Raw genomic sequence first — 13,893 nt, forward strand, 5'->3', positions numbered from 1 at the left:
TACCTGCATGAGCCGAGGTGGACAGAACCGTCCTCCTCGCGCCTCAATGAAAGGTTAGCGCATCAGCTCCTGATGTTTTTCTTCGGCACGATCTTGCGCAGCATCTGCCGCGCCTTGCCGGTCAGGCGCTTGAGTTTCGAGTCCTTTTCCGGCTCTGCCAGGCCTTGCTGGCGCAGCCAATCCTTCCAGCGAATCCGCTCATCGCGCACCAGCCAGCCCTCTTGCTGGGCAAAGCTTTCCGCCAGGTACAAACCGCGTGTGCTGGCCGGGTACAGCTGATCTTTCTTGACGGTATACAGTTCGGCCAACGGCTCGCCGTCTTTCAATGGCATCAGGTACAGATCCGGACGCTGACGATCCAGGCGCGCCACCAGTTGGTCACCTTCCAGGCGTTCATCCACATGGAACAAACTGAGGGACTTGGCTTCCTTTGGCACTTCCAGGCGCAGGTCATAAATCAATTGCAGCGATGCCGTCGGCAGGTGCACATAGGCCCGTGGGCGCTCGATCAGTTGCGTGGTGGCGCAGCGTACCGGGCGTGCGGCGCCGGACAGGGGGCTCAGGCGAAACGGTAGGGCTTCGCGGTAATGCAGGGCGGCGGAGTAGGGCGCCGGTAGCCAGGTGTCATTGAAGCGCCCGCCGAGCCAGCCTTCAGGCGTCTCCAGCAGGCACTCTTCGGCAATTTCCTGGATCGCGGTGTGCAGCGGCAGGTTCAGTTCATGGGCCGGTACGTAGCCGGAGATCAGCTTGAGCACCACATCGCCGCGGTCCTGACGACGCTGGCGCACCAGCACCCAGTAATCCTTGTTTTGCCAGTGCAGTGTCAGGCGCACCGAGACGCCGAGGTTCGCCAGTTCCAGGGCGAAGCGTTCGGCATCCGGCACCTCCACCGGCTTGCGCCGTTGCAGGGTCTGGGCAAAGTTGAGCGGCATGCCGACGCTCTGGTAGCTCAGGCCTTCGGGGGTGGCCTCTACGTGCAGCGGCAGTGTCTTGAAGTTACTGGGGTTCTTTCTTATGAGCGTACGCGGCATGTCGGCTCCTTTGTGCGACGGGGTCGGCCGCGTGGGCGGCATCAGAGTTGACGGATGACTCGGGCAGCGGTTGCCACGTTATGGGCCAGGTGCAGCGGATTAATGGTCCCGACAATAGCACTGGCGACGCCCGTTTGCGCAAACAACAGCTGGAAACTGGCATGAATTGGATCCATTCCTGGCTCCAGGCACACGTGACCGCTGGCCAGGGCTTTTTTTACCAGTATGCCCTTGCCATGGGTGGTCGCGTAATCGATCACGGCTTTCTCGGCCTGTTCATTGAGGTTGTAGGTGACCATCGCGCAATCGCCCTGTTCCAGGGCCTTTATGCCGCCTTCGACGGTTTTGCCGGAGAAGCCGAAACCGCCGATCTTGCCGTCCTTCTTCAGTTGGGCCAGGGTCTGGTAAACCTCGCAGTCGTTGAGGATGTGCAAGTCGTTACCGTCGGAGTGCACCAGCACCAAATCGATAAAATCCGTTTCAAGGCGTTTCAGGCTGCGTTCGATCGACATTCGCGTATGGGCCGCGCTGAAGTCGTGACGGGACACGCCATCGGCAAACTCTTCGCCGACCTTGCTGACAATCACCCACTCGTTGCGCTGGCCACGCAGCAACGGGCCCAGGCGTTCCTCACTCATGCCGTAGGCGGGGGCGGTGTCGATCAGGTTGATGCCCAGCTCGCGAGCCTGGCGCAGCAGCATTCGCGCCTCGTCGTCGCCGGGAATCTGAAAGCCGCTGGGGTATTTGACCCCCTGGTCGCGGCCCAGCTTGACGGTGCCCAGTCCCAATGGCGACACCAGCAGGCCGGTGCTGCCCAACGGGCGATGCAGGTCGTGCAGGGTTGGCAGGCTCATGGCAACAGTTGCTCCCAGGCGGGTTGGCCGATAGCCGGTTTTGGCAGTTCGGGCAGTGGGGTGCTGGCGCCGGGGCGAATGCCGTCTCGCTCCAGAGCGTGGAGGACGCGGTCGGCGAAGTCCGGTGCCAGGGCCAGTTTGGTCGGCCAACCGACCAGCAGGCGGCCGTCTTCGGCCAGAAAGGCGTTGTCGGGCCGGCTCAGCCCCGATTGCAGCGGCTCGGCGCGCTCCACCCGCAGGGTCGCCCACCGGGTCTGGCTCATGTCGATCCAGGGCAGCAGGTGCGCCAGCTCTTTCTGGGCGGTGGCAATTTGTTCGTCAGGCGTACGCGCCACGCCATCGGCCTCGGCGATATCCCCGCCCAGGTACCACACCCAGTTGCCATCGGCGGCCGGGTGGGTGGTTACGGTGATGCGTGGCTTGGTACCGCCGCCCAGGCAATGGGCATACAGCGGCTTCAGGCCCGGGCCTTTGGCGATGATCATATGCAACGGGCGCTTTTGCATGGCCGGCTGGCTCAGGCCCAGGGCCGCGAGCAGGTCAGCGGTGCCGGCGCCGGCGCTCAGCACGATGCGCTGGGCACGGATCTCGCGGCCATCGACCTTCAAGCCCACCAGCGTATTACCGTCCAGCAACGGCTCGATGTGCTGGCCTGCGAGCAAGCCGTCACCCGCCAGTTGCGCCAGGCGTTCGATCAGGCTCGGTACGTCCACTACCAACTCCGCCAGACGATAGACCTTGCCCTTGAAGCGGCGGTCTTGCAGGGCAGCAGGCAGCTCTTCGCCCTTGACCTGATCAACGCGGCCGCGCACGGCCTTGCTGGCAAAAAAGCTGGTGAGGTTGCCGGCGAGGGTGCCCGGGGACCACAAATAATGCGCTTGGGACAACACGCGCACACCAGACAGATCCAGCTCACCGTCACCCGCAAGGGCTTCACGCCAGCGCCGCGGCATGTCGGCAATGGCTTCGGAGGCGCCGGTGAGGGCGCCATGCAGGGCGTATTTCGCACCGCCGTGAATGATCCCCTGGGACTTCACGCTTTGCCCGCCGCCCAGGCTGGCGCTTTCTACCAGTACCGTGGAAAACCCCTGGCGGCGCAGGCGCGCATTGAGCCAGAGCCCGGCAACCCCGGCGCCGACAATCAGAACGTCGGTGGAAATAACGGATGGCATCGGCGACCTCAGTGTTCAAGACAAGAGGCGCAGTATACAGGCTGTTGAGTGACGGTCAGTGCCCGGCGGTTTTCGAGAACAGCTGAATCACCACCACGCCCAGCACGATCAGGCCCATGCCCAGCATCGCCGGCACATCCAGCTTCTGCCCGTAGATGAACAGCGCCGCGACACTGACCATCACAATCCCCAGCCCTGCCCAGACCGCGTAAGCCACGCCCACGGGCACGGTGCGCACCACCAGGGTGAGCATCCAGAACGCTACGCCATAACCCGCGATCATCAGCAGCAGCGGGATCGGTGTGCTCAAGCCTTTGACCGCTTTCATGGAGACGGTGGCGATCACTTCCGAGCAAATGGCAATGGCCAGGTAGCAGTAGGCGGCGTTCATGGGGCAATCCTCAAGGTGAAGCTGGTTTGATAAGGTCGGCATTCTAGAGGTTCAACAGATGCGGTAAAGTCATTACCTATCCGAATTCAAGATAGGTTCAACCATGAGCGTGCAGTGGGATCTGGAACAGATGCGCCTGTTTGTCAGCGTTGCCGAGCAGCGTTCGTTCTCTGCCGTAGCGCGCGGGCAACGCAAGGCGCAATCGGCGGTCAGCAATGGCATCGCCCTGCTGGAGGCGGACCTGGGCGTCAGCCTGTTTGAACGTAGTAGCGGCCGCCAGCCACGCCTGACCGAAGCCGGCAGCGTGTTGCTGGAAGAAGCACGTGAAGTGCTGCGCCAATGCGAGCGGCTTAACGGCCGGGCGCTGTCCCTCACCCGCGGCGAGGAAGCCTGCCTGCGGCTGGCCCAGGATGAGGCGATGTTGTTTCAGCCAGTGCTCGACAGCCTGGAGGCGCTGGCGGTGCAGTACCCGCTCCTGGAAGTGCAGCTGTCCAGCGCCGCCCAGGGCGATGTGGCGCGCAAGCTGGTGGAGCGCCAGGCGGACCTTGGGTTGTTGTTCTATCACGACCAAATCCCGGAGGCCCTTGAGCGGCGGGTAGTGGGCAGTGTGGAAATGGTCACGGTATGCGGGGTGAATCATGCGCTGGCCAAGGAAACTTACGTGACTTGCCAGCATTTGGCCCAGCATCGGCAGTTGCTGATGTCGACCCAGACCAGCGTCTATCCCGGCAGCGAAGCGGCCAGCCCTCTGGTGTGGCGCGCCGACAGCTTCTACGTATTGGCCGAATGGCTGATGAGCGGCCTGGGCTGGGCCTGGCTGCCTCGGCACATCGTGCAATACCCGACCTACCAACAACAGATGGTCGAGTTAGCCAGCGAATGGACACCGCCGGCGCTGGTCGTGGAACTGGTATGGAGGCGCGATGAGCATCTGGGGCCCGCCGCTCGCTTCCTGGCCAAACGATTTGCCGAGTGCTTGCAGGCGATCGACTGAAAAAGCCGATAAACTCCGCCGCCATGAATAGAACTCTCTACAGCTGTCTGTTTTACCTGGCGCTGCCGTTGGTGGCCTTACGTTTATGGCTGCGCGCGCGCAAGGCACCGGCCTATGCCAAGCGTGTGGGCGAACGGTTTTCCTATGGCTTGCCGGTGATGCGCCCCGGCGGCATCTGGGTGCACGCCGTTTCGGTGGGCGAAAGCATTGCCGCCGCGCCGATGATTCGCGCTTTGCTGGCGCGGTATCCGCAACTGCCGATCACTGTCACCTGCATGACGCCTACCGGTTCCGAGCGTATCCAGGCGTTGTTCGCCAATGAGCCGCGCATCCAGCATTGCTACTTGCCCTACGACTTGCCTTGCGCCGCCAAGCGTTTTCTCGACCGTGTGCAGCCCAAGCTGGCGGTGATCATGGAAACCGAGCTATGGCCCAACCATATCCATGCCTGCGCTCAACGCGGTATCCCGGTCGCGCTGGCCAATGCACGTTTGTCGGCGCGTTCGGCAAAGGGCTACGCCCGGTTTGCCAAGCTGACGGCGCCGATGCTGGCGCAAATGAGCCTGTTCGCCGTGCAGACGCAAACCGAGGCGGAGCGCTTTCGCAGTCTGGGCGCACGGCCTGAAACGGTGGAGGTGACTGGCTCGATCAAATTCGACCTGACCATCGACCCCCAATTGACGGCCCGCGCCGCTGACCTGCGTGAACAGTGGGGCGCCAGCGACCGGCCAGTGTGGATCGCCTCCAGTACCCATGAAGGTGAAGACGAAGTGGTGTTGGCTGCCCATCGCCAATTGCTGGCGAGCTATCCCAACGCGTTGCTGATTCTGGTGCCGCGTCACCAGGAGCGCTTCGACCCGATGTTCGAGCTTAGCGTGCAACAAGGGTTTGCCACGGTGCGTCGCTCCAGCGGTGAGCCGGTCACCGAGCAAACCTCGGTGCTGCTCGGCGATACCATGGGTGAGCTGCTGTTTCTCTACGCCCTGGCCGACAGTGCCTTTGTGGGCGGCAGCCTGGTGCCGACCGGCGGGCACAACCCGCTGGAGCCGGCGGCTTTGGGTAAGCCTGTGATCATGGGGCCGCACCTGTTCAACTTCCTCGAAATCAGCACGATGATGCGCGACGCCGGGGCGTTGCGAGAGGTGGATGATGCAGACGGTTTGGCCGAAGCGGTGCGCCAATTGTTCGAACTGCCGCAGGATGCGCGCAGGATGGCGCAGGCGGGGTTGAAAGTGATGCAGGCCAACCAGGGTGCGTTAAAACGCCTTTTGGACGGTTTGGAAAGATTGATCGCTCACTGACCCAGCGCCCATCAAATGTGGGAGGGGGCTTGCTCCCGATGGCAGTGGGTCAGCCAACCTATTGGGCGACTGACACAGCGCTATCGGGAGCAAGCCCCCTCCCACATTGGTTATGCGGTGAGCTTAATAGCCCGGGCGGGCCTTGAGCTGTTCGGCAGCGGCCTTGGCCAGGTCCGGCGGCAGGAAGTCCTTGTCCGGGTTGTAGTCGGCCTTGAGGTAGCGCGCCAGGTCTTGCAGGTCCCCTGGGTTCAGGGTGCCCGCGGCCTGTTTCAAGCGCAGGTTGTCGAGGATGTAGTCGTAGCGGCTGTTGTTGTAGTTACGCACTGACGCATACAACTGGCGCTGTGAGTCCAGCACATCGACGATGTTGCGCGTGCCCACCTGATAACCGATTTCCGTGGCTTCTACCGCGCTCTGGTTGGAAATGATCGACTGGCGGCGTGCCTGCACCTGCTCCACGTCGGTGTTCACTGCACGGTGCAGGTTGCGGGTGTTTTCCACCACCTGGCGGCGCAGGCCCTCGCGCTGTTGCTCGGACTGGTCGAGGCGTGAATAGGATTCGCGCACTTGCGAACTGGTGAGGCCGCCGCTGTAGATCGGGATGTTCAAACGCAGGCCGATGGTGCGTTGCGACACATCGCCACCGTACGGGATAGGCAACTGATTCGGGTTGCTGAACCCCAGGGCGTCGTTGTCGCCTTTTTCGTATTGCGCGACCGCATCGAGTGTCGGCAAGTGGCCGGCCTTGCGCTGCCTGAGGGTTTCTTCGGCGGCGGTCACGGCGTAATTGCTGGCCAGCAGATTGAGGTTCTGACGCCCGGCGGTTTCGACCCAGGCCTTGGCGTCGTTCGGCGCCGGCGGCAGCACCGGCAGCGTATGGACGATGCCCTGGATCGAGTTGTATTGGCGGTTGGTCAGGGTAATCAGCGCTTCGAAAGCGTCGTCTACCTGGCGCTGGGCCACGATGCGGTTGGCCCGGGCGGTGTCGTAGCTGGCCTGGGATTGCAGCACGTCGGTCTTGTCCGACAGGCCCACATCGAAGCGCTCATTGGACTGGTCGAGCTGACGCTTGAAGGCATTTTCTTCGGCCTTGGTCGACGCCAGGTTGTCCTGGGCACGGAGCACGGCGAAGTAGCTCTCGGCACTTTGCAAAATCAGGTTCTGCTCACTGGCCGACAGTTGCAGCGAGGCTTGCTCGTTGACGGCTTCGGCAGCTTGCAGCTGGAACCAGCGATCGGCGCGGAACAGCGGCTGGCTCAGGGTAGCGCGCCAGGAGTGGGCGTCACGGTTGGCCGTGGCGGCGGGCTGGTCGATCTGGGTGCGCACATTGTTACTGTCGGCGCCGGCCGACAGGTTCGGCAGCAAGCCTGCGCGCGCCTGGGGCACCACCTCTTTTTGCGCGCCATATTGAGCGCGGGCAGCGGCCAGGTCGGCGTTGTTGCTCGCCGCTTCCTGATAAACGCTGACCAGATCGGTGTTGGTGGACAAGGGCGCTTCAGCTGCCCAGACCAGTCCGTTGGTCGCACAAGACACGGCAAGAGCCAGTGAAAGTTTGCGCAGCATGAGGCGATCCCTAATTTAAATATTACGGCAATAATTTAGCGCTCAAGGCTAAGGCTGGCCATTCCTGGCGTCAAGCCTTGAAGCAGTGCCCGAGTGTAGTTGCCGGACCTGCGCACAACAATCCCACGATCACGCCATTCATCACGCTGAATGCACCGCTATTGGCAATTTGCCCACGCCATGGTCTAGACTGGCCGCGTTCTTGTCGGGGTGCCTTGTTGGAAGGCTGAGATCGGTAAATACCGGATCCCGTTGAACCTGATCAGGTTAGCGCCTGCGTAGGGAACAAGATTTCTCGTCACCCGGCGAGTCCTCTTGTGCTTCGTCCGGGATGTTGTTCGACAATCGAACAGCCCTCGTGCGCCAAGCACAGCACTGATTCCAGTGCGTCCATCCGTCACAGGTTCGCTCCGACAAAAATCCACCGCCTGGATCAGTTGGAGAGCCCGTGATGAGCACTGAGATAAAAAGTACAAAACCAAAAAATACTGTGCACCTGAGTGAATCGGCCAAGGTCGACTCCGGCTCCGTGCAGCCGTTTACCCGCTCGCAGAAAATCTACGTGCAGGGCTCGCGCCCCGACATCCGCGTACCGATGCGGGAAATCAGCCTGGATGTGACCCCCACCGAGTTTGGCGGCGAAATCAACGCCCCTGTGGTGGTTTACGACACCTCCGGCCCCTATACCGACCCCAACGTCATCATCGATGTGCGCAAAGGCCTGGCTGATGTGCGCTCGCCGTGGATCGAAGAGCGGGGCGATACCGAGCGGTTGTCCTGCCTGAGTTCCAAATACGGCCAGGAACGCCTGGATAACCCGGACCTGGCCTACCTGCGCTTTGCCCACCTGCAAAACCCGCGTCGGGCGAAGGCCGGGGCCAACGTCAGCCAGATGCACTACGCACGAAAAGGCATCATTACGCCCGAGATGGAATACGTGGCCATCCGCGAAAACATGAAACTCGAAGAAGCCCGTGCAGCCGGCCTGCTCAGGCAACAACATGCCGGGCACAGCTTTGGTGCCAGCATTCCGAAAATCATCACGCCTGAATTCGTGCGCGAAGAAATCGCCCGCGGCCGCGCAATTATCCCGGCCAACATCAACCACACCGAGCTGGAACCGATGATCATCGGCCGTAACTTCCTGGTGAAGATCAACGGCAATATCGGCAACAGCGCCTTGGGTTCGTCCATTGAAGAAGAAGTGGCGAAAATGACCTGGGGTATCCGCTGGGGTTCGGACAACATCATGGACTTGTCCACCGGCAAACATATTCACGAAACCCGCGAATGGATCATCCGTAACTCGCCCGTACCAATTGGCACCGTGCCGATCTACCAGGCCCTGGAAAAAGTCGACGGCGTGGCCGAGGATCTGACCTGGGAGTTGTTCCGCGACACCCTGATCGAGCAAGCCGAGCAGGGTGTGGACTATTTCACCATCCACGCCGGCGTGTTGCTGCGTTACGTACCGCTGACTGCCAACCGCGTGACCGGCATTGTCAGCCGTGGCGGCGCGATCATGGCCAAGTGGTGCCTGGCCCACCACAAGGAAAACTTCGCCTACACGCATTTCGAAGAAATCTGCGAAATCATGAAGGCCTATGACGTCAGCTTCTCCCTGGGGGACGGCCTGCGCCCGGGTTCGGTGGCCGATGCCAACGACGCTGCGCAATTCGGCGAGCTGGAAACCCTGGGCGAGTTGACCAAGATCGCCTGGAAGCACGACGTGCAGACCATGATCGAAGGCCCCGGCCATGTGCCGATGCAGTTGATCAAGGAGAACATGGACAAGCAACTGGAGTGCTGCGACGAGGCGCCGTTCTACACCCTCGGCCCGCTGACCACCGACATCGCGCCGGGCTACGATCACATCACTTCAGGTATCGGCGCGGCGATGATCGGCTGGTTCGGATGCGCCATGCTCTGCTACGTCACGCCCAAGGAACACCTGGGTTTGCCGAACAAGGATGATGTGAAGACCGGGATCATCACCTACAAGATCGCCGCACACGCCGCAGACCTTGCCAAGGGCCATCCGGGTGCGCAGATTCGCGATAACGCCTTGAGCAAGGCGCGCTTCGAATTCCGTTGGGAAGACCAGTTCAATCTCGGCCTGGACCCGGACACCGCACGGGCGTTTCACGACGAAACGCTGCCGAAGGAGTCGGCCAAGGTGGCGCATTTCTGCTCCATGTGCGGGCCGAAATTCTGTTCGATGAAGGTGACTCACGAAGTGCGTGAGTATGCGGCCAACCAGCGTATTGAAGCGGTGGATGTGGACGTGGCCAAGGGGTTGGCCGAGCAGGCGGAGCGGTTCAAGCGCGAAGGCAGTCAGCTCTACAAGAAGGTCTGATCCCGAGTCGGCGGTGCCTGCACGGCCGTCATCGCGGGCAAGCCCGGCTCCCACAGTTGATCGAGTTGTAGACAATTTTTGTGTCCACAGCCGGTCCCCTGTGGGAGCGGGCTTGCCCGCGATAGCGATCTCCCAAACAACAAGTGCCCCTTAGAGATCACACCCTTGGGCGGTCAGTGGCCCGCTGACGTTTGTACGGCAAATCCTGCGCAAATGGGGGATTTGGCTGCTGGCACTGGCGGGCGCCGGGCTCGGCATTCCGCTGCTGTTGATTCTGCTCGATGAGTCGGAAAACGCCTTTGCCGATATTCACTCGGCGGCGGTGTCCAGTGGGATGCTGTTGCGTATGAAAGTCGAGCACCTGGCGTTGGCCATTGGCCTGGTCTGTACCTTGATTGCCTGTTTTGCACCCTTGGCGCAATACCAGAACTTCCTGCTGCTGATCGGCTCAGTGTTTGCGCCGCTGTTCGGCGTGGTCGGTGCGACCCTGCCGGCATTGCTGCTGGCAGGGCTGTTGCAGTTGATTCTGGGCCGGGTTAGTGGCGTGCAGGCATCAGTTCAGGCTTGATCACACCCGTGAGGCGCGTATAGGGGATGGTAATTTCGATCAGCCCCTGTGCGTAAGGGGCGATGGTGGCAACGTTGTACTTGAGTACTACGCCACCACTGGTCAAGGCCACGTTCGGGGTTTTCTGGAACGGCCAGTTCTTCAGGAACTCCGGATCGCGGTCCATCTTGGTGTTGATCAACCAACTGTTATGCGCAACTTTCGCGGTGTTCCAGAATGCCTGCTCCTGGCCCGGCAGCAACATGTCGGCCAGGCTCAACTCCTTGTGCAGCAGGCGTGAATAGTTGATGAAACCACGGCCCGGCTCACCATGAGCGACGCCGGTGTCGAGGTAGCTGGACACTTCAACGATCACCAGTGCGTCATGTTGCTCGCGTACCTTGGCTTGCAGATACATGCTGTGGCGGTCCGCGGATTCGCGCAGGAACTTGTCTCGATAGGCATTGAGCGTGGCAGGCACACTGGCGCCAGGCGTAGTGCGGGTCATCTGCAGCAGGCGCTGTTCCACCAGGCTGTCGAGTTGCGGGTCGGCGGGGAAGTGCACGGTATCGATGTTCACCAGTGGGCAGTCCGGGCTATCACAGCCAGGCTTGATCTGTTCCGACTTGTCGGTCGTGACGTCCAGCGGCTTGAGCTGGCCGGGTTGGAACAGGCTCTGGCAAGCACCCAGGGTCAAGGCAATACAGGCCATGGAGGCGATTTTGAAAAGCGACATGTGTGTCCTTCGTAAATCGATGGAAAGCGAAAAGAGTAGCGCTTGGACTGCCAACAAGGCAGTCAGTTCGCCACTAGACTGATGGGGGAGAGTTTGACGTCCGCCGCCGGTCCCGGCAACCGGAAAGGGGCTGCATCAACGGGCAACGGCGCGTTAGGATGGCGCCAATTGCACAAGCACACTCCTTGTCAAAGAGAGGAAACACATGACGGACACCGCGAAGTCCACGCCGAACAAGATCGAGATCGTTCAGCGCGACAATAGCTACCAGGGCTTCTACAAGCTCGATCACGTGCAACTGCGCCACGAGAAATTCGACGGTGGCATGAGCCGCGTGATCAGCCGCGAAGTCTTCGTTCGCCATGACGCTGTGTGCGTGCTGCCCTACGACCCGCAACGTGACGAGGTGGTGCTGATCGAACAGTTCCGCGTGGGCGCCATGGGCCGCGCCGGCAACCCGTGGTTGGTAGAGATGGTCGCCGGCCTGATTGACAAGGATGAGCAACCGGAGGAGGTTGCTCACCGCGAGGCCGAGGAGGAAGCTGGGTTGACGTTCTCCGCGCTGTGGCCGATCACCAAGTACTTCCCGTCGCCCGGCGGCAGTACCGAATTTGTCCACCTGTACCTGGGCCGTTGCGACGGCACGGGTGCTGGTGGTATCCATGGATTGGAAGAAGAGGCAGAAGATATCCGCGTCACCGTCTGGGCATTCGAAGACGCCCTGCAAGCGGTGCGCGACGGCAAAATTTCCAATGCAGCCAGCATCATCGCCCTGCAATGGCTTGCGCTTAACCGCGCGGAAGTGAGGGGGCTATGGCAGTAAAGGCACGGGAACGTTATCGAGTTGACCTGATCGGGCTGCAAGCCGCCTGCGAGGCCAATTATGCGCGGCTGATGCGCCTGCTTCCCGACATGCGTCACACTCCTGAGGCGCGGCGTATCGCCGTGACCCATGGCGACCAGATGCTTGGTGTGCTGACCCTGGAAGTCATCGTCAATTGCCCGTACACCACCACCCTGCGCGTACGCCAGGAACACAGCCTGCCCTGGCTGCCGGTGCCGCAACTTGAAGTGCAGGTGTACCACGACGCGCGTATGGCCGAAGTGATCAGCGCCGAACATGCGCGACGCTTTCGCAGCATCTATCCTTACCCGAATGTGTTCATGCACCAACCCGATGAGAAAGCACAGCTCAATGTGTTCCTCGGTGAATGGCTGAGCCACTGCCTGGCCCTGGGCCATGAGTTCGAAGTGGTGCGCTAGATGTGAATTGAGCCTGTTTCTCAGGTTTCCTCTTTGAGTCCTGCCCTAGCATAATCGTCAAATTATCCATGCCTGTGATTGCCAGGGAGAGCGCCTTGCCTCGCGTACCCACCATGAACCCTGATGCTGCGTTGTTGGTGCAATTGTCCGACAGCCATCTGTTTGCCGAAGCGGGCGGTACGCTGCTGGGCATGAACACCCGTGCAAGCTTGCAAAGCGTGATCGACTTGGTGCACGAGCAACAGCCGCGTATTGACCTGGTGCTGGCGACGGGCGACTTGTCCCAGGACGGCACACTGGCGTCGTACCAGCTATTTCGGAACATGACCGCGCCCATCGGTGCGCCGGCGCGCTGGATCCCGGGTAATCATGACGAGCCGCAGGTCATGGCCGAGGCCGCTGTGCAAAGCGACTTGCTCGAGCCCGTGGTGGACGTGGGCAACTGGCGCATAACCCTGCTGGACTCCGCGGTACCGGGTTCGGTGCCCGGTTACCTGCAGGATTCGCAACTGCAATTGCTTGCCCAGGCCCTGAGCGAGGCGCCCAGCCGCCATCATCTTGTGTGCTTGCACCATCATCCAGTGTCCATCGGCTGTGCGTGGATGGAGCCGATCGGCCTGCGCAATCCCGAGGCGCTGTTTGCCGTGCTTGACCGCTTCCCGCAGGTCAAGGCGCTGCTCTGGGGGCATGTGCATCAGGAAATCGACCGCGAGCGCAACGGCGTGCGGTTGCTGGCCTCACCGTCTACCTGCATCCAGTTCGCGCCGGGCAGCGAGGATTTCCAGGTCAGCGAGCAAGCGCCGGGGTATCGCTGGCTGCGCCTGTATGCCGACGGGCGGTTGGAGACGGGGGTAGAGCGGCTTCGGGACTTCGCGTTTACCGTCGACTACGGCAGCAACGGCTATTAAGACCTGCAAACACTGATCAAATGTGGGAGGGAGCAAGCCCCCTCCCACATGGGTTCTGCGGTGTCTGGAAGATCGGGTGCTCACACCTCACTCCGATCCCTGTAAACTGCGCCTCTTTGGCCCAAGCACGGAGAGCCCGGCATGTCCGCTTCGATCCTGTATATCCACGGCTTCAACAGTGCGCCAGCCTCCAACAAGGCCAGCCAGTTGATCACCGTAATGGGCAAGCTTGGCCTGTCCGACCGTTTGCGTGTGCCGGCCCTGCATCACCACCCGCGTCAGGCGATTCTGCAATTGGAGCAGGCCATTGACCAACTGGGGCGGCCGCTGCTGGTCGGCAGCTCACTCGGCGGCTACTATGCAACCCATCTTGCCGAACGCCATGGCCTGAAGGCGCTGCTGGTCAACCCGGCGGTCAGCCCCCATCGGATGTTCGACGGTTACCTGGGCACCCAGAAGAACCTCTACACCGATGAGACCTGGGAGTTGACCCATGATCACGTCGCAGCGCTGGCCGAGCTGGAAGTACCGGCGCCGCAGGATGCAGGGCGGTATCAGGTGTGGTTGCAGACCGGGGACGAAACCCTGGATTATCGCCTCGCCCAAGCGTATTACCGAGCCTGTGCCTTGCGCATCCAGGCCGGTGGCGATCATGGTTACCAAGGGTTCGCCGAGCAACTGCCGGCCTTGTTGAGTTTTGCCGGCATTGGCGCAGATCAGTATCAATCCTTCGATTTTTCGTCACTGTAAAAAATCGCAGGTCACTTTTTAATCGAA

At 61.3% G+C, this 13,893-nt stretch carries 13 protein-coding genes, 1 pseudogene and 1 riboswitch; of the genes and pseudogenes, 8 read left to right on the top strand and 6 right to left on the bottom strand.

All coding sequences use genetic code 11. The features are described 5' to 3' along the window. Positions 1-62 precede the first annotated feature (62 nt). Genes LJX92_RS02365 through LJX92_RS02380 form a run of 4 tightly spaced genes read right to left on the bottom strand, consistent with a single transcriptional unit; the run spans position 63 to position 3,448 of the window. Positions 63-1,031 carry a hypothetical protein gene (locus LJX92_RS02365; RefSeq protein ID WP_005784162.1) on the bottom strand — a complete coding sequence of 323 codons (969 nt, stop codon included), beginning with the start codon at positions 1,029-1,031 and terminating at the stop codon, positions 63-65. Positions 1,032-1,072: 41 nt separating this feature from the next. Next, entirely contained in the window at positions 1,073-1,885 is an 813-nt protein-coding gene (locus LJX92_RS02370) for an aldo/keto reductase (RefSeq protein WP_032878250.1), read from the bottom strand. After that, positions 1,882-3,057, bottom strand: a complete 1,176-nt coding sequence (locus LJX92_RS02375) for an NAD(P)/FAD-dependent oxidoreductase (protein WP_032878248.1) — start codon at positions 3,055-3,057, stop codon at positions 1,882-1,884. The genes LJX92_RS02370 and LJX92_RS02375 overlap by 4 nt, the downstream gene beginning before the upstream one ends. 55 nt (positions 3,058-3,112) lie before the next feature. After that, on the bottom strand, positions 3,113-3,448 hold the full coding sequence (locus LJX92_RS02380) for a DMT family transporter (protein WP_005784167.1): 336 nt from the start codon (positions 3,446-3,448) through the stop codon (positions 3,113-3,115). A 103-nt stretch (positions 3,449-3,551) separates the two neighbouring features. Between LJX92_RS02380 and LJX92_RS02385 the strand changes: the two genes are divergently transcribed. Both LJX92_RS02385 and waaA read left to right on the top strand, forming a co-directional pair. Next, on the top strand, positions 3,552-4,442 hold the full coding sequence (locus tag LJX92_RS02385) for a LysR family transcriptional regulator (RefSeq protein ID WP_032878246.1): 891 nt from the start codon (positions 3,552-3,554) through the stop codon (positions 4,440-4,442). Positions 4,443-4,465: 23 nt separating this feature from the next. Next, positions 4,466-5,743 carry a lipid IV(A) 3-deoxy-D-manno-octulosonic acid transferase gene (gene waaA, locus LJX92_RS02390; RefSeq protein ID WP_228309272.1) on the top strand — a complete coding sequence of 426 codons (1,278 nt, stop codon included), beginning with the start codon at positions 4,466-4,468 and terminating at the stop codon, positions 5,741-5,743. Between the two features lie 123 nt (positions 5,744-5,866). Here waaA and LJX92_RS02395 read toward each other — a convergent pair whose 3' ends face one another. Further along, positions 5,867-7,306, bottom strand: a complete 1,440-nt coding sequence (locus tag LJX92_RS02395) for a TolC family outer membrane protein (protein WP_005784173.1) — start codon at positions 7,304-7,306, stop codon at positions 5,867-5,869. Positions 7,307-7,502: 196 nt separating this feature from the next. After that, a riboswitch (TPP riboswitch) is annotated at positions 7,503-7,608 on the top strand. A 149-nt stretch (positions 7,609-7,757) separates the two neighbouring features. On the opposite strand from LJX92_RS02395, the gene thiC reads away from it, so the two are divergent. Both thiC and LJX92_RS02405 read left to right on the top strand, forming a co-directional pair. Further along, positions 7,758-9,662, top strand: coding sequence for a phosphomethylpyrimidine synthase ThiC (gene thiC, locus LJX92_RS02400; RefSeq protein ID WP_228309273.1), 1,905 nt, complete (start codon positions 7,758-7,760; stop codon positions 9,660-9,662). Positions 9,663-9,888: 226 nt separating this feature from the next. After that, positions 9,889-10,230, top strand: a pseudogene (locus LJX92_RS02405) (putative hydroxymethylpyrimidine transporter CytX); the annotation flags it as partial. On the opposite strand, the gene LJX92_RS02410 reads toward LJX92_RS02405, so the two are convergent. Next, positions 10,199-10,945 carry an RsiV family protein gene (locus tag LJX92_RS02410; protein ID WP_032878238.1) on the bottom strand — a complete coding sequence of 249 codons (747 nt, stop codon included), beginning with the start codon at positions 10,943-10,945 and terminating at the stop codon, positions 10,199-10,201. The pseudogene LJX92_RS02405 and the gene LJX92_RS02410 sit on opposite strands and share 32 nt — an antisense overlap. Before the next feature lie 205 nt (positions 10,946-11,150). On the opposite strand from LJX92_RS02410, the gene LJX92_RS02415 reads away from it, so the two are divergent. The 4 genes from LJX92_RS02415 (at position 11,151) to LJX92_RS02430 (ending at position 13,866) form a co-directional block, all read left to right on the top strand. Continuing rightward, complete coding sequence (locus tag LJX92_RS02415; RefSeq protein ID WP_032878236.1) at positions 11,151-11,768, top strand: NUDIX domain-containing protein; 618 nt, start codon at positions 11,151-11,153, stop codon at positions 11,766-11,768. Then, positions 11,759-12,208, top strand: a complete 450-nt coding sequence (locus LJX92_RS02420) for a DUF1249 domain-containing protein (RefSeq protein ID WP_003209507.1) — start codon at positions 11,759-11,761, stop codon at positions 12,206-12,208. The genes LJX92_RS02415 and LJX92_RS02420 overlap by 10 nt, the downstream gene beginning before the upstream one ends. Before the next feature lie 113 nt (positions 12,209-12,321). Then, positions 12,322-13,116, top strand: coding sequence for a 3',5'-cyclic-AMP phosphodiesterase (gene cpdA / locus LJX92_RS02425; RefSeq protein ID WP_410457904.1), 795 nt, complete (start codon positions 12,322-12,324; stop codon positions 13,114-13,116). 141 nt (positions 13,117-13,257) lie between these two features. Beyond that, positions 13,258-13,866: a YqiA/YcfP family alpha/beta fold hydrolase gene (locus tag LJX92_RS02430; RefSeq protein ID WP_078820136.1), complete on the top strand. Its 609-nt coding sequence runs from the start codon at positions 13,258-13,260 to the stop codon at positions 13,864-13,866. Positions 13,867-13,893: the final 27 nt, after the last annotated feature.

It is taken from the genome of Pseudomonas sp. HN8-3 (assembly GCF_020790195.1).
In the GTDB taxonomy this organism is placed as follows: domain Bacteria; phylum Pseudomonadota; class Gammaproteobacteria; order Pseudomonadales; family Pseudomonadaceae; genus Aquipseudomonas; species Aquipseudomonas synxantha_A.

Coding starts and splice junctions, on each gene's coding strand:
- LJX92_RS02365 (WP_005784162.1), bottom strand. CDS start 1,031: ATGCCGCGTACGCTCATAAGAAAGAACCCCAGTAACTTCAAGACACTG.
- LJX92_RS02370 (WP_032878250.1), bottom strand. CDS start 1,885: ATGAGCCTGCCAACCCTGCACGACCTGCATCGCCCGTTGGGCAGCACC.
- LJX92_RS02375 (WP_032878248.1), bottom strand. CDS start 3,057: ATGCCATCCGTTATTTCCACCGACGTTCTGATTGTCGGCGCCGGGGTT.
- LJX92_RS02380 (WP_005784167.1), bottom strand. CDS start 3,448: ATGAACGCCGCCTACTGCTACCTGGCCATTGCCATTTGCTCGGAAGTG.
- LJX92_RS02385 (WP_032878246.1), top strand. CDS start 3,552: ATGAGCGTGCAGTGGGATCTGGAACAGATGCGCCTGTTTGTCAGCGTT.
- waaA (WP_228309272.1), top strand. CDS start 4,466: ATGAATAGAACTCTCTACAGCTGTCTGTTTTACCTGGCGCTGCCGTTG.
- LJX92_RS02395 (WP_005784173.1), bottom strand. CDS start 7,306: ATGCTGCGCAAACTTTCACTGGCTCTTGCCGTGTCTTGTGCGACCAAC.
- thiC (WP_228309273.1), top strand. CDS start 7,758: ATGAGCACTGAGATAAAAAGTACAAAACCAAAAAATACTGTGCACCTG.
- LJX92_RS02410 (WP_032878238.1), bottom strand. CDS start 10,945: ATGTCGCTTTTCAAAATCGCCTCCATGGCCTGTATTGCCTTGACCCTG.
- LJX92_RS02415 (WP_032878236.1), top strand. CDS start 11,151: ATGACGGACACCGCGAAGTCCACGCCGAACAAGATCGAGATCGTTCAG.
- LJX92_RS02420 (WP_003209507.1), top strand. CDS start 11,759: ATGGCAGTAAAGGCACGGGAACGTTATCGAGTTGACCTGATCGGGCTG.
- cpdA (WP_410457904.1), top strand. CDS start 12,322: ATGAACCCTGATGCTGCGTTGTTGGTGCAATTGTCCGACAGCCATCTG.
- LJX92_RS02430 (WP_078820136.1), top strand. CDS start 13,258: ATGTCCGCTTCGATCCTGTATATCCACGGCTTCAACAGTGCGCCAGCC.